Origin of the sequence: Coleofasciculus sp. FACHB-542, from assembly GCF_014695825.1 — a bacterium.
Taxonomy (GTDB): domain Bacteria; phylum Cyanobacteriota; class Cyanobacteriia; order Cyanobacteriales; family FACHB-T130; genus FACHB-T130.
Genome location: NZ_JACJPB010000009.1, coordinates 48745 through 70270 on the forward strand (window position 1 = coordinate 48745; position 21526 = coordinate 70270).

Consider the following 21526-nt stretch of genomic DNA (forward strand, 5'->3'; position numbering starts at 1 on the left):
TCTTCAGGCTATAAATAATTTAGTTCGTCCGTTTACTGAATAAGGAATAGATTATTGAGTTTTATCCTAATCCCCAATTACCAATTATTCACAAATTCTTGTTTAGGCATAAAACAGGATTGCCTCCGCTATTTTTTTGCTTCCCAAAGTTCAAACTTGTAGCCTTTGAAAGCTATTTTTAAGTTGTAACCCTGTGTTTTCTCAAGTTGGTTTCGTAAAGTATCTGAGGAATCGAATAAAAATATCTCGCTGAAACCATCAGCAGCTAGAAATGTTTTTGGTTGGCTCACCAACTGTAGCTGTACTTTCGGGCTGAGTAGGCGGCTGAGAGATAATACACTTCCCGGAATCTTAGTATCGCTAATCACAAGTGGGTGAGAAGCTTGGTTAACGATGCGAGCCACTTGAGGATTATAAGTGTCCATAAACTTGTTCCACCATACGTCTGCTGGAAAGCTGATTGCACAGGACAAAACTCCGCACGAAAGTAGAACAACTATCACAAACTGCCACAGTTTTTGTTGCCGGATGGAATTAAAACTCCAAGTAATTTTACTAGCCAGGAGGTAAGCAACAGCTATCTGGATTCCTAAATAAGATGGGATCAAATATCGCGGTGCTGTAGATAAAAATCCCCCAGTCATTAAGTCTCGTAGCATGAGGGGGATAACCGCCATCCCAGTAAAAGTAAAAATAAATAGCCAAACTTTCGCTGGGGTATGGCGATAGAGAAAATAAATCGAATAACCAACTAAGATTAAACTAAGAGGAATAGAAAAAGGATCGTCATAACCAATCGGATCGAACCAGTAACCGCTAGAATCTACATCTAAGAAAATGTTGCTGAGATTCCGAGTCCACCATTTAACTAAAGTAAATAAATTGGGTGGTTTTGGAGCTGATGCCACTCTGTCAATGATGCGATCGCTACTCAAAACCACCCAAACCCAGGGTACGAAAGTTAGAAATGCTGCTATCGATGCCAGTAAATAAGCAATAACTGTTCTATTTTCTCGATAGGCTTTAGTTAAGATGACATAAATCCCATGACCGATTAAAGTCAGCCCAAAAAATAAGTTTGAATAGAGTCCCAATGCCGCAGTAACTGCATAGATCGCCCAACTTAGCTTAGTTTTAACCCGGATAGCTCGTAGTAGTGCTGCACTCGATAGCAAGACAATTGCCGTCCACAAGCTATACTGCCGCGCTTCCTGCGCGTACAGTAAGTGTAAAGGTGAAATAGCGATGATAGCGATCGCTATCCATCCCGTCAACGATGACTCAAATAATTCTCTGCACAGCCAATAAATGCCAGGAAATGCTAGTAAACTAATTAGGGCACCCAAACTTCTTGTCACTGCTACCGAGCTACCAAAACACTGCACCCAAAATCGTGCCATCACGTAATATAGCGGCGGATGTTCTGGGTATTGCGCCAGCACCTGCATGGTATCAATTAAGTCTTTTTCTGAATTGGGACGCTGATACTTTTGTAAATCTTCAACACTGATTACACGACCATCAAAAAGTTGTTGTTGTACTTCTGGTTTGGAATAACCAGAAATCCGCATTGAGGTAAAAGCTTCATCGTGTTGATAAACTTTTCGATCCAGATTTGCAAATCGAAAAAATATGCCCAAAACCAGTACGCTGATGACTAAAAATCGTAGCCAAGTTGGAGGAAGTTCCCAGGAGTGGGAACCTCGGCTATTTAGTTTAGTATTAGTTTTAGCCTGAGTCCCAGTTTTTGGCATATAGATTTTCCTATATCCTCTTCCAATCCACAAATATCAAGTACTTAAACCCAGTTTCAAAAAGCTCTATGTTCTTTTGATTAGCCTCTGCACGCTTTTCAGAATCACAAGCCATCTAATTTTGTAGATGAAAATTTAAGGTTCTCGTAAAAACACGTAACTTGTGGAAATCAGTTTCTTGCTCGTTTTGTAGATATAAGCCAAAAATTAAGTAAAAATACTCAGCTTCTTAGGAGTGCTTCCGCTATATCCTAAGCAATCCCTAGGGGAAATACTGACTCTCCAGAGAGTCTTTACAGAATCTTTACAGAAAATTCATCTTTTCCTAGCAAATAACAAAGATTTGGTGAAGTGTTGTCTAAGCTACAGGCAGATAAGGGATTTAGCAGTATGTACGCCAATCCATCTTTTATTAAATCTCAGTAATATTACGGTTTAGCGCTGAAAAAGTGGAAGTTTGATAGTGTTTAATTGAAGATACTGCTAGTTTTACTGAAGCCCTAGCGACTGGAAGCCACGGCTAAATAAACTAAGTCCGGCTTGCGGGGACTCATGGAATCATAAGTTTTGAACCGGAGAAGGCAGGTTTTGTCTGTATCGCGGTGGTTTCAACCGCTAAGCCAATCTTAAGTTGACACCTGACGGGTTCTGATATTAGACCGAATTTCCGCTTTCTTCCAAAATGGCGCATTGGCAACCTAATTCTGGAGGGCACGACCGAACCGGAATTTTAATCATGAACTCCGCCCCCTGTCCTGGTGCTGAAATACACGTCATCTGACCACCATGTTTGTTGACTACAATTTGGTAGCTAATCGATAATCCCAAACCCGTACCTCTACCCTCTGCTTTCGTCGTAAAGAAGGGATCGAATAGGCGATCGCGTACTTCCTCTGCTATACCGGGGCCAGTATCCCCAATCCAAATTGTCACAAACTCATTGTCAGTTACTTCGGTGCGAATCCGAATCGTACTGCGGCAAAAGAAAATCTCCTCAGGCGATCGCTTTTTGTCATACTCCTCCAAAGCGTCAATTGCATTCGCCAGTAGATTCATAAACACCTGGTTGAGTTGACCTGCATAACACTCCACCAGAGGCAGATTGCCATATTCTTTGACAAGTTGAATACCTGGATGGTTAGCGCTATCTTTGAACCGACTATGCAAAATCAGCAGCGTGCTATCTAGCCCAGCATGAATATCCACAGGCTTCATTTGGGTTTCATCCATGCGGGAAAAAATCCGCAACGACAAAATAATCTCGCGGATGCGGTCAGATCCAACTTTCATCGAACTCAGCAATTTGGGCAGGTCTTCAATTAAAAATTCTAAATCTATTGCCTCAGCGTGTTCCTTAATTTCAGGTGGCGGTGCAGGAGTGTACTTCATATAGAGGCTCAAGAGGTCGAGCAAATCTTGGCTATAGTGATGGGCGTGAGTAAGATTCCCATAGATGAAGTTAACGGGATTGTTAATTTCATGGGCGACACCCGCTACCAGTTGCCCCAAACTAGACATTTTTTCACTATGAACCAGTTGGCTTTGAGTTTCTTGAAGTTGGCGGAAGGAAAGTTTAAGCTGATGCGCTTGTTCTCGATAGCGTGCTTCTGATTCTTGCAAGGCTGCTTCAGTAGAGATGCGCTCTTGGATCTCCTGTTGCAGATGCTGATTTGATTGGGTCAACAGCTGATTGGATAGGAAAAGTTCAGCCGTCCTTTCTTTTACCCGCCCTTCTAACTCAGATGTAAGTTTTAAAAGTGCTTTCTCTGCCTTAGTTCGCTCTTCAATCTCCTGTTCCAGATGCACATTTTGTTTTTGCAATCTTTTAGTCAGATTTCGCAAGCTTAAATGGATTTTGACTCGGGATAAAACTTCTTCATGTTGAAGCGGCTTAGTAATGTAATCAACCGCCCCAAGATTCAATCCCCGGATTTTATCCACAGTCTCAGAAAGCGCCGTCATAAAAATTACGGGGATGTCTTTCGTTGATTCCTTCGCTTTCAATTGCTGACAAGTTTCAAACCCATCTATACCGGGCATGAGTACATCCAATAAAATCAGATCGGGCGGGGAATAATCAACCTGAGCAATTGCATCCTCGCCATCCTGCGCTACCAATACTTGAAAGCCCGAATTTACTAAAAAATCGAACAACACTCCTAAATTTGTAGGGTTGTCATCAACGATTAAAATTACCCCATTTTCAATATTTGAAGGATTCATTAATTTTTTCCTACAGTCCTTAAAAATTCGCGGATCTTTTTAACTTGAAAGCTTTTAGCTAATTGACGCAATTCGCCTGAAAAAGGTGCATATTTAATATCTAATTTTTCTAGTTGATCGCTTCGCTCTACAATGCCTTTGAGATCGCCCTTCATTGCTAAATCAAATAAAGCTGCAATTTCCTCTGCTGATGGAGTAGCTAATGAATGCTGATTGCTTCGGTTTTTGGGCTGATAATTTTCTTCTTTATTGTCTTTTTCTAGTTGATTTTCGTTTTCTTCATAAACCCACTCCAGCCCTAAGTGAAGTCGTAACTTTTCTAAAAGCTCTGGTATTCGGATTGGCTTGGGTAAAAAATCATTGCAGCCTGCTTCCTTACTTTTGTTCTGATCGAAATCAAAAACGCTGGCAGAAGTTCCAATCACTATCACATCTTTTAGTTCGGGCGATCGCCTAATACGCCGAGTCGTTTCAAAGCCATTCATTTCAGGCATCATCAAGTCCATTAAGATGCAATCGGGATTAAATTCAGCCGCTTTCTTCAGGCAGTCTTTGCCATCTATCGCTTCCAAAATTTCAAACCCTAAAGGCAATAGCAGCTTGAGCAAAATTGAGCGATTTTCTCGCTTATCGTCTGCTACGAGGATTTTCCGCTTATAGCCTTTAAATCCTACGATATTTTTTTGATCTTGTTTGACACCTTCAGCATATTGAAAAACTTCAGGCAAATCTAAATCAAAGAAGAAAATACTGCCTTTTCCTAAAATACTTTGGACTTGAATTTCGCCACCCATCATCTGAACTAATTGGCGGGTAATTGCCAATCCTAATCCGGTTCCCTCAGATTTGCGATGGTTTTCTCCCACCTGCTGAAACGGCAAAAATATCTCTTCTAATTGCTCTGGTGCCATGCCAATTCCTGAATCTTCCACATGGAACCGGATTTTGCCTTTGTAATAGCCGACTTTAAAAGCCACGCCTCCAGTTTCAGTAAATTTGACAGCATTGCCGAGTAAGTTTAGCAAAGCTTGCCGCAATCGTTTCTCGTCAGCCCTAACACCTGTGGGAAGTTGAGTAATCTGCTCGTAAATTAAAGAAATGCCTTTTTGTTCGGCACGGATGTTACAGATTTCGGCAATGCCTTCTAGAAACTCTGGAAAATGAAAATCTGTTGGGTGAAGTTCCATTTTCCTGGCTTCAATTTTGGAAAGGTCTAAAATGTCATTAATCAGGTTTAGCAGATGGTCGCCGCACTGGTGAATAATACCTAAACCATCTTTTTGTAAATCAGTTAAACTTTTGTCTCGCTTGAGGATTTGGGCATAACCTAAAATGCCATTGAGCGGTGTCCGCAATTCATGGCTCATATTTGCGAGAAAATCACTCTTAGCACGGTTGGCTGATTGAGCAATTTCCTGGGCTTTTTGCAAATGGACATTTTTTTCTTGTAACTCCAGGGTTCGCTCTTCTACTTTCGCTTCCAGAGTACGACTGTATTCTTCTAATTGTTGGTTGGCAGATTCTAAGTGGGCATAGAGTCGTGCATTCTCTAGAGCGATCGCAGCCTGTCCCGATAACATCCGCAACACTTCTACCCGCTTCGGTGTAAAAGCGCCAGCAATCAAGTTGTTTTCAAGGTACAGGATGGCACTTAACTTACCTTGAGATAGAATAGGCGCACACAAAATGGATTTTGGTTTTTGTTCGGTAATGTAGGAGTCGGTGTTAAAAATTTCCTCGTGGATAGCATCGTTTAAAACGACATCTTTCTGAGTTCTGGAGACGTAATTAAGTACCGAGACAGGCAACTGCCCAGATGTTGATACTGGTACAGATTGCAGCACTTGGACTTCATCTTTAGCCCCTGCCGCTTCTATAACCAGTTGACCCTCTTTTGATAGGATAAGCAAGCCAGTTTCAGCGCCTGCATTTTCTATCAAAATCTTCATTAACTTGTTGAGCAAGTTAGACAGAACAATTTCGCCAGAAATGGCGGCAGATGCTTTCATTACAGTTGCCAAGTCTAGCAACCCTGTTTGATTGCCTGTAGTAGTTAACGAGGCAATGGTCATCGTATGAACGAAAGGGGTTTCGGTGGCAACAGGCGATCGCGCTATTAATGAGGGGTATTTTTCTTCTAGATGTTTGACTTTAGCTAAAGCACCCCAGCGCATATAGGCATAATAAGCATCGGTCATGTAGGTTTGGGCAATCTTTTCTTTACCCCATGACAAATAGAATTTAGCTGCGAGTTCGTAAGCCAATGCTTCTTCGTTGATATATTCGTTTTCTTGGGCGAGGGTAATAGCCTTGTCGTACATCTCTATCGCCTCGACTTTTTCTCCTAGAACCTGATGCCGTTCTCCCTCTACTAAATAGAATTTGTGCAGATGATTCATTGGGGCATGATGCGCCCATTTTTGCATTTTTTCTTGATTACTTTGTACGCGAACGAGGATTTCCTGTTGCTCTGACTTTGAGCGTTCGACATACACTGCTAGCCGTACTAAAGAATCGTAAAAATGGAAAATAGGAACAGGGGGCAATCCTACCAATCCATCTAAATATTTCTCTGCTATGGCTATATTTTCAATTGCTTCTGAGTAATTTTCAAACCAGTAACTAAGTAAAAGTTTGTTCCAATATATGTAAGCAACTCCCGCTTTGTCATTTGCTTGCTCGTGCAATAACAACCTGATCTGCTCATCGCAGGCTTCACCCTTGAGAAGGCTAGGATTTTCACTTTTTCCGAGTAGATTTAAAACGGCCTGCCAATAGGTCTCTATATAGTGAAGTGCTGTTTTTTGATTGATTTTATGAACAGCATCTCTGTAAGTAGCCATCTCTCTTTCAAGGATAGCCAGTTCTTTGCCCCTAAAGTAAGCGAAATAGGAGTACTGCATTAGACCATAGCTTGCATATTCTAAATCTCCCGTCTCCATTCCGCTAACGTAAGCTGACACTAAAGGCTCTAAGCTTTCTCTCAGATGCTCTTTCCAAGGTCGGATAAATGAATTTACTACGACAACTGTCTTGGCTTTAATTTCTTGAGCATTTAACTTGGACATTAGACTTAAAGCCAATTGACCAAACTGATAGCCTGAATCCATATCTCCGACAACTCCGCAAAGCAGAAGACCATAATTGGCATAAGCAAACGGAGACACGGAAGCATTGCCATATTGGACTGATAAATCTACTTGTTTGCACAATGTCAAGGGCAACAGTTCTGGGGTTGCAATATATACAGGAGAAAAGATACTTGACATAAGTTTTATGGCTGCTAGTTTATAGGGGTCGCTCATGTGAGGTAGCTCAATTAAATCCTCAATTCGCTTCCCGTTCAAAATTGATGCAGTTTCCGCCAATGCTTGCTCAATATCTGATGGATTGGGCTGAGCGGGAAACTCCACCCCTAACAGCTTTAAAACTTTTAATGCTGTATTAACTGCTTCTAGTAGCTTGTTCTGCGATACATAAGCTTGAATCTGGACTTCATATACTTTAATTTTGTCTAGCAGCGTTTTGGCGCAGTTTTGTATGCTCTCAATTAACCTCTGCATTCCTTCAAAATCACCGCTCAGAAAACCTGCCTCTGCTGCTTCCTCATGCAGTGCTAATGTCAGTTCATATTGACTGTTCCAGCTATCTCTCGCCAGAAGAAATAAACCCACCTGTAAATATTTGACGGCGGAATCGTTCGCGGTTGCTGCTTTGGCTCTCTGACCAGCGATAAGATTGAGTTGAGCTAGTTCGTATTTTTCTGACTCAGAATGGAGTAAGTCAGTCCCGTAATTAAGTTGATTAACCAGCGCAAAAATATTTTCTTTTTGTTCTTCCGGCGTCGTGCTTTGTAGTAGTAATTGACCAATTGTTAGATGAGTCTGTTTTTTCTGCTCATCAGGAATCAAAGAATAAGCGGCTTGCTGTACGCGGTCATGTAAAAACTTGTAGTCAACCTTGAGGTCAGTTAAGGTAATACCGCCCGATTCTTCCTGGCTAAATACGAGGGGAATTTTGTATTCATTGCTCAAGGGCAAAATTAAACCTGCCTGAAGTGCTGACCACAATTGTGTGGCAGTAACTAAGGAGGATTCTTCATTGACAACACTCAAAACTTCTAAATTAAAAGTGTTGCCAATACAAGCTGCCAATTTTAATACTTTCTGCGTCTCATCCGACAGTTTCTGAATATTTCTAGCAATCAACTCGACGACATTATAATCGGTGATACCAATCGCTTGAATTTGCTCAAGATTCCATTGCCACTCTCCTAAGTGCAAGTTATAAACCAGCAAATCTTCCTGGTAAAGTGTTTTGAGAAGTTGAGTTAAGAAGAAAGGGTTTCCCTGAGTTTTGCTAAAAAGTAACTCCGCTAGCAGTTTTGCTTGAACCGATTCATTTAAAGTATCGGCGATTAATTCTTCAACATTCAGCAGTTGTAAAGGTTGAAGTACAATATCATTCACTGTCGTACCCATTTCTCTTATCTTGTCAATCGTTTGAAATGTCGGATGCGTGGGAAAAACTTCGTTATCTCGATACGCTCCAATTAGCAATAAATACTGGCTATCAGTATTGATCATCAGCAGTTCAATTAATTTAAGCGATGCCGAATCCGCCCACTGCAAGTCATCTAGAAAAACAACTAGTGGATGTTCTTTAGTTGTAAATACGCTAATAAATTGTTTAAATACTCGGCTGAAACGGTTTTGCGATTCAGTTGCTCCAAGTTCCGGAATGTGCGGCTGTTTGCCGATAATCAGTTCGATTTCGGGAATCACGTCTGTAATGACTTGCCCGTTAACGCCTAAAGCAACTAAGAGTTTCTCTTTCCAAATTTGGATTTCTGCTTCGCCCTCAGTTAGCAGTTGCAGAATTAAGGATTGGAATGCTTGAATCAGGGAAGCATAAGGAATATTGCGCTTAAACTGGTCAAATTTTCCGGTAATAAAATATCCCCGTTGTCGAACAATGGGTTTGTGAACTTCATTAACTAAAACAGTTTTGCCAATGCCGGAATAACCAGAAACAAGCATCATTTCCCCAGTACCATCGGAGACGCGCTCAAAGGTATTTAACAGGGTAGTAACTTCCGCCTCACGACCATAAAGCTTTTGAGGAATCAGTAGTTGACCTGCCTTGTCAGCACTGCCGGAAATAAAGTCAGAAATCGTTCCGGTAGTCTGTAGCTTCATTAGACAGATTTCTAGGTCAAACTTTAAGCCATCTGCACTTTGATAGCGGTCTTCAGCATTTTTAGCTAACAATTTCATTACAATATTGGAAATTGCCTCTGGAATTTCCGTATTTAGTTGATGAGGTGGAAGTGGCATTTTGGCGATATGGCTGTGTACCAATTCCAGAGGCTCGCTAGCATTAAAAGGCAATTCACCTGTGAGTATTTCATAAAAGGTGACACCTAGAGAATAGAAGTCGGTGCGGTAGTCAAGTGACCGATTCATTCTCCCGGTTTGTTCCGGTGACATATAGGCGAGAGTACCTTCAAGTAAGGCGGGGTTGCCAAGGGTTTGGTTTTCTCTTTCTAGACGAGAAGCAATGCTAAAGTCGATTATTTTAACTTGCTTTGTCTCTGGATTAATGATGATATTTTGAGGTTTAATATCTTTATGAATAATTTGGGCTAAATGCAGTTGAGCAAGTGTGGATGCTAGCTGAATGGCTATGTTTAAAAATTCGCTTAAGTCTAAAGAGCGATCGCTAATATAATCTTTTAGCGAGATTGCCCCAAAATCTGACAAGATAAGCGCTAGACCATTCTGATAATTTTCTAAAGCTAGGGGCTTGACAATTCCTTCTATGTCTACTAAAGTTTCTAAAATTTTATATTCATGTTTTAACCGAGTTAGCTCTTCTAAGGTGGGATACTCAGCTTTGATCGCTTTAACGATCGTTGAAGTTTCATCCATCTGCCTGGAAGCACGATAGATAACGGTATTGATGCCTTCATGTAGGGCTTCAACGAGTTCGTAACCGGAAAGGGGAAGAATCATTTTTATAAGAGTGTGGGTAACATCAACTGGGAATAAATTTATGGGAATCCCTAAGAATAAGGATAATTCGCCGCTCGATTTATCGTTCCCAAACCCCCCTACAAATTCTCGAATCCTAAATAAAGCTCAATATTTAGACATAGAAGTTAGCATTTCCACACAACCCGGATTGATGACGTAAGCGATTGGATAAGATTAGCCACAAAGCTACTTAGACATTCAGGAAACACGAAGTTCTTCATCTTGGTGTCTGAGTGCCTTTGTGGTTTAAAAAAGCAATTTTTTGGCAAAAGGATTTAGAAATGGAGTTTCTGCTCGCTTCTAAGTCGTTACTTTACGTAGCAGAGTTTACCGCCATAAATACAAATCTCAGTACAAATACTCCAGCTAAAATCCACACAGCTAAACTGACTTCGTGCGCTTTTCCTTGAAATGTTTTTACCAGTGGATAAGTCATAAAACCAATTGATAAACCTTCGGCAATTGAGTAAGTCAAAGGCATCAGGAGAATCGTCAAAAAAGAGGGAATTGATTCGGCAGGATCGTCCCAACGAATTAGACGGACATTTCCTGCCATCAAGACGCCAACAACGAGCAGTGCGGGTGCTGTAGCAAAGGCGGGAATTGCTGCCAACAAAGGGATAAAAAATATCGACAAACTAAATAAAGCGGCGACAACAACGGCAGTAAACCCGGTGCGTCCTCCTTCCGAGACGCCAGCGGCTGACTCGATATAGGTGGTGACGGTGGAAGTTCCCAGAATTGCCCCTACCGTGGTTCCCACGGCGTCTGCCATCAGCGCTTCACTCGCGCGGGGCAGTTCGCCATTTTCATCAATGTAGCCTGCCTGAATGCCGACACCGGCGAGGGTGCCGATGGTGTCGAAGAGATCGATGAACAGAAAAACAAAGGTGACAGCGAGCAAATTCCAGATGTTGGTTTGGTTAATCTGACTTAACCCCTGAAAAGCTTGACCGAGCAAATCTCCAGGCCATTGGGGAAGTGCGATAATTCCAGAGGGCGGGGGTACGATGCGAAGAATCCATCCCAACAAGGCAGTGGCGAGAATTCCCCATAATAGCGCTCCTTTGACACGGCGAGCGACAAAAGCAAAGGTGATGAGAATCCCCGCGATCGCTACCAGTGTTTGCGGCTGTTGCAAGTTTCCCAAGGCGGTTTTCGTGACGGGGTTCGCCACAATAATCCCCGCACCCCCCGTTTTCGGATCGCCAGCCAAGCCAATATAAGCGATAAATAAACCAATTCCCGCCGCTGTCGCTTGTTTGAGGCATTCAGGAATGGCGCGGATAATTTGGCTGCGAATACTTGATAGGGTCAAAGCAATGAAAATTAGCCCCTCGATCAAAACGGCGCTGAGGGCAACTCGCCAATCAATTTTCAGTGCCAAAACGACAGAAAAGGCAAAAAAGGCATTGAGTCCCATTCCCGGTGCCAAGGCAAACGGATAATTAGCCGTTAATCCCATCATCAAGGTCGCAATTGCGCTGGAAATCGCGGTTGCGATCGCCAACTCCCCAAATAAATCTTGCGGTTTTTCCAGAAAAATGGCATTTGACAAAATTCCCGGATTGACTGCCAGAATATATGCCATTGTCATAAACGTGGTCACGCCTGCCAACACTTCGGTGCGAAAGTTGGTGTGGAATTCCTCAAATTTAAAAAATCGCGCGATCGCACCCTGCCACCCGGTCGGTGGGGGCGAAGATCCTTGACTGGCAACGACTTCACTCTGGCTCAACTCATCCTTGTTCATTTTTTTGTCTGACACGCACTCTACTCAGAGTAAAGTTTTATTGAGAAATTTTTGGGATGATGCTACACAGTTTGGAAATGCCTTGAAGCGTTTGAGCAGGTTTTTATGTTCTTGTTTAACAAACGTTCTATCAGCCAACGGTGGTTCTGGATTGGAATGGCTGGCGTATTCTTGGTTTCGCTTGCCCTGCGTTTTTGGGGGCTGGAACGATTTAATACTTTAGTGTTTGATGAAGTTTACTATGCGAAGTTTGCCAACAACTATTTAACCCGGACTCCCTTTTTTGATGGGCATCCGCCTTTGAGCAAGTACATCATTGCCGTGGGGATGTGGATAGGCGATCGCTTACCCTTCGGGAAAGATACGATGAACGGGCTGACGGGTTCTCTACATTCGCCTTGGAGTTACCGTTGGCTAAATGCGCTGACTGGCTCATTTATTCCCTTAGTGCTGGGGGGAATCGCCTATCAACTCACTTATCGGCGCAGCTATGCGTTAATCGCTGCTATCTTTGCTGCCGCCGATGGTTTATTTCTGGTAGAGTCGCGCTATGCCCTGAATAACGTTTATCTGGTTATTTTTGGACTGCTGGGGCAGTGGTTTTTCTTATTAAGTCTCGCGAATCAAGCGATGCGACGCTGGTTTTGGCTAGCGCTAGCCGGTATTTTTTTCGGGGCGTCCGTGGCTATCAAGTGGAATGGCTTGTGGTTTCTGTTAGGTGCCTACTTTATGTGGGGTTTTGCCTGGGCGATGCAATGGGTGCAACAGGCATCCGACAAAGCGAGCAAAAAAACCGGAGAACCTGGGAGTCAAGGAGCGGAGGAGCAGAGGCGATTTTTTCCTGATTCCTCAGTCCTGACTCCTGACTCCTCAGTCCTCAGCCCTCAGTCCTCAGTCCTAAATCCTAGCTCCTCAGCCCTGACTCTGACCCCGTTACAAAACCTGACGCAGCTAAATTTACTGCACATTTTAGTGAATTTAGCAATCATCCCATTCCTTTTTTACGCCGTTATTTGGATTCCTCACATTCAACTCAACCCAGAATTTGGATTTTGGGAGGTGCAAAGGCAAATTCTGGCATACCATCAACGAGTGGGTGATGGGCCGAAAATTCATCCTTACTGCTCCAGATGGTATACCTGGCTGTTGATGCTGCGCCCGGTGGCGTACTTTTACCAAACGGCTCAAAATACGAATACGACGGTACCCGCACTTCCGCCTTTACCGAAAGGGGTGGGTAACGTGATTTACGATGTCCACGCGATGGGGAATCCAGTGCTGTGGATTCTTTCAACGGCGGCAATTTTGCTGCTGCTGTTTTTGCTAGCTCAATACTTCTTGACTGGGAAAGGGTGGAAATTTACTCCAAGCGTTTCAACTTGGATTGCCTTGTACTTAGTTCTAAACTGGTTGGCGAATGTGCTGCCTTGGGTGCGGGTAACTCGCTGCACGTTTTTGTACCATTACATGGGATCGTCTGTGTTTGCGGGGTTGGCGCTTGCCTGGATTGTTGATAGGTGGCTGCAAAGTCCGGCGCGTGAATTAAGAGCGATCGCGCTGACAGTAATTTTTGCGATTTTGGCAGCTTTTGTGTTCTGGATGCCAATCTATTTAGGTTTGCCCTTATCTCCAAGGGATTATCAAATCTTGATACCGCGCTTCAATGTTCGGTCTGTGCCACCTTGGTTACGCCAGTGGGTGCCGAATTGGATTTAGGAAAGTTTTGCGGGTTGAGGGTTGAGTGATGAGTTTTGAAAATTTCCTCATTTTCTCGCCATTAATCTCATCCTTAAAAACTCAACCCTCAAAATTCAACTCCTGATAAATAAAGCGCGATAAACGGGTTCGCCGCGAGAAAGGGTACTGATTTCGCGCTCAGTTGGCACTGGCAGGGGATTTGTGTCTAACCAGTCATCGCCTCCCTGTCTTTGGAAGGCTGGGGAAGAGGAGAAGCGATCGCGCATTTCCACTGCGCTCGCCTCAACATCTGACTGAACAAAAACCACTCCTCCAGTAACCAGGTACTTTGCCAAAACTTCGAGCATTTCTGGCTGCACCACGCGGCGTTTGGCGTGTCGATTTTTAAACCACGGATCGGGAAATTGAATGGTGACGCGCTGCAAGGTTCCGACTGGCAAAGAACTCAAAATAGGATTTAATGAGTTATTGGCATTACAAAATAAGTAGTGAAGATTTTCTAATTGCGCCTGCTGTTTCCATTCATTGGCTTCTTCTACTAAGGTTTCTCGAATTTCTAAACCCAGATAATTCCAATCGGGTTCTACAGTCGCCATTTTCAATAAAAACCGCCCCTTAGCACACCCAATATCTAAATGCAGCGGCTTTGTCGGATCGGCATAAATATTCTGCCAGTCGGGAGGATTTACCGGCGTTTGATACTTGGCGGAAAGTGGATTAACGTGTTGGCGAACTCGGACAGGTGACAAAATGAAACTCCTTTTTTGGATGTTAGCGATTCAGTAACTAAATATTATCCAACACAAAGTTTTTCCCTCTGCCTAACCCTTTCCTACCAGGAGAAAAAACAGGAATATTTTAGCCTCCAAAGCGAATTTCCCTCCCTTTCTTGGTAGGGAAGAAGGTTAGAGGTTAGGTTTTGATGCGAACTTGGCGCACTAACTGCTTCGCGTGCGGAAGAGAATGTACCAAAGGTTATGATCGACGGGGATTGCTATTATCACATTCCCTCATCCATTTTTGCGTTGGCGCTATGAGTCTCAATTTTCGTTTTGCTGTCATCAGCGACTTGCACATTGCACTTCCGGACACGATTACGGATCATCCCAGCCGTTTTCACATGGTAGAAGTCAGCATCCCAGCATTGGAGATTGTACTGAGACATCTGGAACAACTCAACTTAGATTTTCTGTTGATACCGGGAGACTTAACGCAGGATGGGGAACCAGAAAATCATGCTTGGCTGCAAAAACGCCTCTTGAAGCTCCCTTTCCCAGCCTACGTGGTACCGGGGAATCATGATGTACTCAGTTTTCTCCCCACTGATAGCGCCATTGGACTCCAAGAGTTTCCCCGCTATTACCAACAGTTTGGCTACGAGCATCCGGAGCAACTGTATTACACGACTCAAATTCTACCCGGAGTGCGTTTAATTGGGCTGAATTCCAATAATTTTAGCGATCGCGGGAAACAGATAGGGCGTTTGGATGATGCTCAGTTGGCATGGCTGCAACAACATCTCAAAGAGATTAATGATGAGTTAGTGATGGTGATGGTGCATCACAACGTCGTCGAGCATCTACCCGGACAATCCACCCACCAGCTAGGGCGTCGGTATATGTTAGAGAATGCGCCAGTGCTGCTGCAAATGCTCCGCGAGGCGGGGGTAAATCTAATTTTTACAGGGCATTTGCATATTCAGGATATTGCTTGCGATCGCGGTGTTTATGAGATCACCACAGGTTCTCTGGTTAGCTATCCTCATCCCTACCGGATCTTGAACTTCCGCACCGATAACCAAGGCAAAAAATCCTTACAGATTGAGTCGCATCGGGTGGAATCTGTCCCCCATTTCCCAACGCTGCCACAATTCTCAAGAGATTGGATGGGCGATCGCTCGCTTCCCTTCATGCTCAAGTTGCTGACTGAGCCACCCTTAAATATCCCGATGACAGAGGCAGAGGGACTCGCCCCCAATTTACGCTATTTCTGGGCAGATGTTGCCAAGGGGGATGCTTTATTTGATTTCTCCCACTTCCCCCCAGTCGCAAAGCGTTATTTCGAGTCATTTGGCGCGATCGCTCCCGATGGCACCCCCGCCCTCATTGACAATTACACAACTTTATCTCCATAACCTAATTCATCAGCTCTTTGATCTATCTTTAGTAAGATGCTGTTCAATCTTTACCTTCAGTAAAGTGTCTCTAAAGTGCCATAGCATTGCTTAAGCTCATTCTCAGTCTAGATACAAGTCTCTAAATCCACGCTCTACATCGTGACCTTAGTAGTAGACCAACGAAACTGGATAGAAGAAAGTCGTCATAGCCATCGCGGAAGTGCCATGTTGTTTGCACCGATGGTGGAATTTAATGTGATGGCTGAAGTTGGAGATACTCCTCCTTAGTTAAGGCGGTTTATAGGCGAAGCCAGACGAGTGGGCGATCGCAGTGAAAAGAAACTAAGCTAGTTTCCTAAAATTTTCAGGATTTTGGCAAGCATAGCTAAAAATTTTGCTTGCTCATAGTAACTATCTTTAAAGCCTATAGCTTAGGCTTCTAAGCTTCCTTGGGTTTGGAGGCATTGAAACTAACACGAGTAAGAGTCTGTTGTATCGAGCAGGTATTACTTTTGAAATGGCTGTAAGTTAACAACAACTCCAGCTTTTTTGGAGAATCTTGCCTCTAATCGTTGCCTTAGGTTGATGGCTTGAAGTCAAAGACAAGCTTGCTGAAGCTGTACTGATTTCGCTCAAGAGATAGTTACTCCTACAAATCATCAAATGTTAGTTTTCCTTAGGATGATTTTGGAGTGCATTTACCATGACTAACAACATAAGTGCGGAAAAATCCCAATCTTTATCACAAAAATATTTAGAACCTTCCCGATGGTCGCGGGTGAACGAATTCCTCTTAATTACCTTAATAGGAGGAATTCGGCGACCGTTGGGTACGATGCTGCGAAGACTACTCTACCCAACAATTTTAGGTCGGGTAGGTAAAGCTCTATACATTCAAAGTGGAGTTGAATTGTTGAATGCTTCTTCTATTGAAGTTGGAGACAATGTCAAAATTCTTCGAGACGTTCGCCTAAACGCTAGCGGCGAAAACAGTAAGATTTCTCTGGGAGATTTAGTATGCCTCGATCGAGGCGTTGATATTAATGTTACCGAACGAGGTAACTGCAATATTGTAATTGGGGAACGAACGCATATTTCTCCCTACACCTGTTTAGGTGGCCCAGGTCATATCAAAATTGGCAAATTCTGTTTAATCGCATCACACGTAGGAATTTATGCCAACAATCATAACTTTGCAGATCCTACAGTTTATATCTGGAAGCAAGGTATCACTTGCAAAGGAATTGTGATTGAAGATGACTGTTGGCTAGGCAGTGGAGTCAAAGTCCTCGATGGAGTCACCATTGGGAAGGGAAGCGTCATCGGCGCAGGCGCGGTTGTAACCAAAGATATTCCCCCTTACTCAGTTGCAGTTGGCGTTCCTGCTAGGGTTATTTCTCAGCGAAATAGCGTTTGCGAACGCGAAATAAAACAGGGAATTTTAGTTGCAGACTCTTAACAATTGAATAGAGAAGGCTATTTTAAATAGCCTTCCTGCTGCTGAGCAAAAACTCAATCCCTGTTACAGATCGCTTGATATTTGTTATTACCAAAATCAGATTTGACAGAAACAGCAATGGACATTCAAAATTACCGCTATCCTTCCCAATGGAACCGTCAGAAAGAATCTTTATTCATTACATTTTTTGGGTGGTTCCCCTTATCAATCGGTTTAAAACTGCGAAACTTTTTTTACCGGAGTATTTTAGGACGCATAGGTACGTCTGTTTTGATTCAACCAGGTGTTGAGTTTATTCGCGCTTGTTGTATTGAAATTGGAGATAAAGTTAAAATTTTTCGGGGAACTCTCTTAGAAAGCGGCGACCAGAATAGTCGAATTTATCTTGAAGAGGAGGTGTCCTTAGGCAGAAATATTTATTTATATGCTGGTGGTCAAAACAGTAAAATTTGTCTGAAAAAGCGGGTTAGGCTCGACCGTGGCGTTGATATCAAAGTTATGCCTGGAGGTTGCATTGAAATTGGAAACAATACGTATGTTGGTCCATACACTTGTTTATCTGGCAGTCAAATCAAAGTTGGCAGAGACTGTTTAATTTCTTCGCATACCACCATTTATGCTAGCAATCATAACTTTGCCGATGCCACAAGTCCGATTGTCAGCCAAGGTGATACCTGCAAGGGAATTGTGATTGAAGATGATTGTTGGCTGGGAAGCAAAGTAACCGTCGTGGATGGAGTCACGATTGGTAAGGGTAGTGTCATCGGTGCAGGCGCAGTCGTAACTAAAGATATTCCTCCTTATTCGGTTGCTGTAGGTGTACCGGCTAAGGTTGTTTCCAAACGCAATGGTACGGCTGAGAATTTAGTAAAAGTTGGGGGTCTTAAACTTACCGATGCCAGCAACATTTAATCTAACTGTGCCGGAATTGTGAAACAAATAGTTTGGGAACTGGTAATCGGTAATTGTTTTTTCAGGAATTACCTGTTCCCCGTCTTGAGGTATAAAGTTTCCAAACTGTAATCAATTTATTTTTGGCGACAAATACCAAAGACTGAAGTGTATCCATGCAGGAAGGTAGTTCCTGCTACAGGGCCAATTTCACCATTACAGAAGAAACCCGCCAGGGGGATGTCTTTTAGATAGCGACGAAATAGCTCGGAGTCAAAGTTAGGCTGCCCATAAAGCCCTTCTCCTCGCCCCAGGCAGGAGAACATCAAAGCACCGGCAGATGGAGAATCGTTAGGTGCCTGTTTTTGATAGCGCTGGAGGAGGAGTTCTAAGTCTTCTGCGGAGGTTAGGGCGTCTCGGAGGTGGAATTGGATGCGCTGACCGGGGCGGACGCGATCGCCAATTGCGATCGCCCCCACTCTAGGATCTACGCCCAGTAAGTTGCGGATCAAAAAATCTCCCGGCTCCAGGTTTAACTTAAATTCGTCCCGCACTAAGCCTACAAACAGCGAATGCTGTGCTAACTGTCGGTCTGCCTCGCTCAAATTCTCGATTAAATCCTGTAAGATTTCCAGAGGCGTCCCAGACTTTCCGACACAGTCATTCACCTCGGCACTATCCTCTTGGGGAGCCAGTTCCAAAAGAATATTCCGTTCTCCTTTCGTGATTCGATAAGGCTTCCCAATCGGGCGACAGCCCTGTGCCACAATTGTTTCCAGTACAATATTGCCACTTAAAGCGACGCCAACCGTTCCTTCGCGGTAGAGCTGGTAGTTACAAAATAAACCCGTGTTGTTACCCAAACTGCCAGTGCTAGCCAGTCCCCCCACTTTCACCGAGCCTGGATAAGCAAAATCCAGTCCTTGAAGTAAGTCATTAATTTTGGAAGAGAAAGGATCGGCTAACAAGATGAACTGGGGTTCATCAGCCGGTGATACGCCAATCAGGTCTACCCAATTATCCGGTGAGCTATCTAGGTCAGGCAGAGCATCGCTAGAAATCTCAAATGCGCGAACATTGACTCCAGGAAGATGAACCAAGGTAAGGCTTAATGCGGGTTCTTGTTCGACTTCTTCCACTTCGTCCTGCGAATTCATGCCAATGATGCCGCCGCCACCACAGCCAATCAGCGCTTTGATATTAAGTTGTTCTTGCAACAATGGCATCAGCCGTGAATATTCACTCGCATAGGCAGACGAGATGAACACCAGCCCCAAGTCAGCCGATGCCTGCAACGCCAGAGTCGTACGTTCAACCACTTCTGCCACTGCCGCTTCCAAAGACGGACGGGTTGATAAGGCGTTCGTCCACTTGATCTGCTTAGCCATAGGGATTACACAAAAATGCGCTTTTGTAAGCCAATGCTCTTGGGCGGATTGGCAGGGTATCAAAGCCTTATCATTACCCTAACACTCGCAAGGCACAGGTTGTAGAGTCCCTTACTTCAACCCTAGGGGAGGAGTTGGCGAGTGGCAGTAGCGCCTTAACATTAGTTAATATGGTGAAGATAACCATAGATTAGCCGGTTAAGTGTATACTGGCACCTCGGTGAGTCAGAAACGACCAAATCTTAAAAGATAAAGATCGATCCTGTTCAGGTGCTGTCACTTGCTGATATGACAAAGAAAGAACGACTGAAAACTTAGAGTCAGCGAGCAGAACACCTGATTGGAGATTACCGATAACGGTCGAAATTCACCAGGTTTCCTGAATTAAAACAAGAAACGGGGACGAGAATTATGAGCAACATCCAAGACCAAATTGAACAAGAGCGCGAGCAAGCCCGGACTGTGTGCGATACAAAGGGCGCAGGTTCCGGTGAGTGTGCGGCTGCCTGGGATGCCGTTGAAGAATTGCAAGCAGAAGCATCCCATCAGCGGGACACCAAGCCGAAGAATTCTTTGGAGCGGTATTGTGACGCTAACCCAGGAGCAGATGAGTGCCGGGTCTACGAAGAATAATTTAATCTGGTGCTAAATGTCACCAGCCCGAGCTGGTGTTCGCCGCACAAATTCACCGGATAAATTTCCGGCACTTAACAAGCAACAAGAACCTGATTGAAGTCGTTCGAGTTGCTTGTTTTTTTGTTTTGTGTAGCTATTTATACGAATACTTGTTTGAATGCGACAGATGCGATCGCTCTGAAGCGGCTTCTCGCGTAAGCCAAAAAAGTAGCGCAGGGGTTTCCCTACCCCTACTGAGCAATCGGGAAACGAATCTAAGCTCCCTGCCCCCACAAGTGAAAAAGAAGCAGTTTTGGAGCGGGAAAGTAAAGATAAGGGAAAGAGAAAAAATTCCCTTTCCTCAAGTGTAGGGAGCTGTTGCAGGCAATTAGAGCAACGAGATTCGTTGAGTGGCAGTTGCACCTAGACAGTTAAAATGAGTGGGTAAAATTCCCCTTTCTGCCATACACAGCCAATGGACAATGACAACCTCTGGTTTCGACCGTTAGTTTGGATGGACTACCGACTAGCGCTACTATTTACTGTTATCATTCCGCTGATTCTGCTGATCTGGGCTTTTATCCAGAAAGCCGATGCAATGGTGCGCTTGTTAATCATCTACTGGCGGGTTTCTAGTCTACTGGCGATTACAATTTACTTGATGATTGCTGGATGGCCTATTTCCTACGTGTCGTCTTTCTTTGCCCGCCTGTTGATTCCCATATCACTCTGGTTTTGGGTAGATATCAACGATGAAATTGACGATCAACCACTGCGTCCTCTAAAGCTAGTGCTAACAGCGTGGCGTTGGGCTGTCAGTGTTTATTTAACATTGGGCGCTTTAGCTTTCCTTCCTTTCCTGTCTTGTGCATTTTCCCCAGGAGCAATCCAGAAACCATTTTGTGACGTTTGGTTAGAAGCACCTAGGATGTACAAACAGTATTTCCATCCCAGTTATACACCTCGATTTTTAGGCTTTTTGGCGATGGTGGGATTGGTGATTTATGTACTTTACTTGAGTTATTTTGTCTTGATCCGGCTGGGCAAGGAGGGACGCTCAGCAATGGAACAGTAAAAACAATTAAAAATTAAAAATTAAAAAATATTGATTTTTTAATTTTGGCTTTTTAATTGTTTGTCCTTAACCTTTTACACCCCGCATCAAATATGAGTAATGCTGTTGGGCAGCGTCTAGAGCGATACACCGCCAAGCGCCCTCATGAAGTCCTGGTTGTCACGGCTGAAATTGCTGGAGAAGAAGACAAAATTGCCATCTTTAAAGGATATTCTAGTTCTTTGATGCGCCCAACAGCGTTCGATCCGGATGTGCCGGTGCTACCAGATAAGGCATCGATTATCTCTATTGATAGAGTTCTTTCCCCTTACAATCCGGAAGCTCCCCATTATATAGAGCAAGGATTAACTTGGGAGGCAATTCAACCCTTGTTGTTAGAGGCGGGAGTTTAATCAACTAGTTAGTTTAGGTTTGCGAAAGCTAAGGAAGTAGGTAAGAAATAAACATTAGCGGCTTAGGTCAGACAAAATCTAATATTTATCTATTGTTAGATTAAATATTTTTAAGGGAAAACTATCA

Annotated in this window: 14 protein-coding genes; 8 read left to right on the forward strand and 6 right to left on the reverse strand. The window is 43.6% G+C overall.

Annotated features, from left to right (window positions below; genetic code table 11):
• Positions 1 to 128: 128 nt before the first annotated feature.
• The 4 genes from H6F52_RS01535 to H6F52_RS01550 all read right to left on the reverse strand — a co-directional run bounded on the left by H6F52_RS01535 (position 129) and on the right by H6F52_RS01550 (position 11780).
• Complete coding sequence (locus H6F52_RS01535) at positions 129 to 1754, reverse strand: glycosyltransferase family 39 protein (RefSeq protein WP_190531462.1); 1626 nt, start codon at positions 1752 to 1754, stop codon at positions 129 to 131.
• 654 nt (positions 1755 to 2408) lie between these two features.
• Positions 2409 to 3977, reverse strand: a complete 1569-nt coding sequence (locus H6F52_RS01540) for a response regulator (RefSeq protein WP_190531464.1) — start codon at positions 3975 to 3977, stop codon at positions 2409 to 2411.
• A complete protein-coding gene (locus H6F52_RS01545; protein ID WP_190531466.1) occupies positions 3977 to 9991 on the reverse strand; it encodes a hybrid sensor histidine kinase/response regulator in 6015 nt (2004 codons plus the stop codon). The genes H6F52_RS01540 and H6F52_RS01545 overlap by 1 nt, the downstream gene beginning before the upstream one ends.
• 334 nt (positions 9992 to 10325) lie before the next feature.
• Positions 10326 to 11780, reverse strand: coding sequence for an NCS2 family permease (locus H6F52_RS01550; RefSeq protein WP_347276176.1), 1455 nt, complete (start codon positions 11778 to 11780; stop codon positions 10326 to 10328).
• 90 nt (positions 11781 to 11870) lie between these two features.
• Here H6F52_RS01550 and H6F52_RS01555 point away from each other — a divergent pair, with 90 nt between their 5' ends.
• Positions 11871 to 13481, forward strand: coding sequence for a phospholipid carrier-dependent glycosyltransferase (locus H6F52_RS01555; RefSeq protein ID WP_190531468.1), 1611 nt, complete (start codon positions 11871 to 11873; stop codon positions 13479 to 13481).
• 95 nt (positions 13482 to 13576) lie between these two features.
• On the opposite strand, the gene trmB is transcribed toward H6F52_RS01555, so the two are convergent.
• Complete coding sequence (gene trmB / locus H6F52_RS01560; protein ID WP_190531470.1) at positions 13577 to 14212, reverse strand: tRNA (guanosine(46)-N7)-methyltransferase TrmB; 636 nt, start codon at positions 14210 to 14212, stop codon at positions 13577 to 13579.
• A gap of 284 nt (positions 14213 to 14496) precedes the next feature.
• Here trmB and H6F52_RS01565 point away from each other — a divergent pair, with 284 nt between their 5' ends.
• The 4 genes from H6F52_RS01565 (at position 14497) to H6F52_RS25950 (ending at position 17950) form a co-directional block, all read left to right on the forward strand.
• Complete coding sequence (locus H6F52_RS01565) at positions 14497 to 15597, forward strand: metallophosphoesterase (RefSeq protein WP_190531472.1); 1101 nt, start codon at positions 14497 to 14499, stop codon at positions 15595 to 15597.
• 141 nt (positions 15598 to 15738) lie between these two features.
• On the forward strand, positions 15739 to 15867 hold the full coding sequence (locus H6F52_RS25940) for a hypothetical protein (protein WP_277877460.1): 129 nt from the start codon (positions 15739 to 15741) through the stop codon (positions 15865 to 15867).
• Positions 15868 to 16282: 415 nt separating this feature from the next.
• Complete coding sequence (locus tag H6F52_RS25945; RefSeq protein ID WP_190531474.1) at positions 16283 to 17038, forward strand: acyltransferase; 756 nt, start codon at positions 16283 to 16285, stop codon at positions 17036 to 17038.
• A 102-nt stretch (positions 17039 to 17140) separates the two neighbouring features.
• A complete protein-coding gene (locus H6F52_RS25950; protein WP_199300300.1) occupies positions 17141 to 17950 on the forward strand; it encodes an acyltransferase in 810 nt (269 codons plus the stop codon).
• 116 nt (positions 17951 to 18066) lie between these two features.
• Here the strand turns inward: H6F52_RS25950 and H6F52_RS01580 are convergent, their stop codons facing one another.
• Positions 18067 to 19317, reverse strand: coding sequence for an FIST N-terminal domain-containing protein (locus H6F52_RS01580; RefSeq protein ID WP_190531477.1), 1251 nt, complete (start codon positions 19315 to 19317; stop codon positions 18067 to 18069).
• A 411-nt stretch (positions 19318 to 19728) separates the two neighbouring features.
• Here H6F52_RS01580 and H6F52_RS01585 point away from each other — a divergent pair, with 411 nt between their 5' ends.
• The 3 genes from H6F52_RS01585 to H6F52_RS01595 all read left to right on the forward strand — a co-directional run bounded on the left by H6F52_RS01585 (position 19729) and on the right by H6F52_RS01595 (position 21399).
• Complete coding sequence (locus H6F52_RS01585) at positions 19729 to 19950, forward strand: Calvin cycle protein CP12 (RefSeq protein WP_190429721.1); 222 nt, start codon at positions 19729 to 19731, stop codon at positions 19948 to 19950.
• Between the two features lie 457 nt (positions 19951 to 20407).
• Positions 20408 to 21007 carry a DUF3177 family protein gene (locus tag H6F52_RS01590; RefSeq protein ID WP_190410416.1) on the forward strand — a complete coding sequence of 200 codons (600 nt, stop codon included), beginning with the start codon at positions 20408 to 20410 and terminating at the stop codon, positions 21005 to 21007.
• 92 nt (positions 21008 to 21099) lie between these two features.
• On the forward strand, positions 21100 to 21399 hold the full coding sequence (locus tag H6F52_RS01595; protein WP_190531479.1) for a hypothetical protein: 300 nt from the start codon (positions 21100 to 21102) through the stop codon (positions 21397 to 21399).
• Positions 21400 to 21526 lie beyond the last annotated feature (127 nt).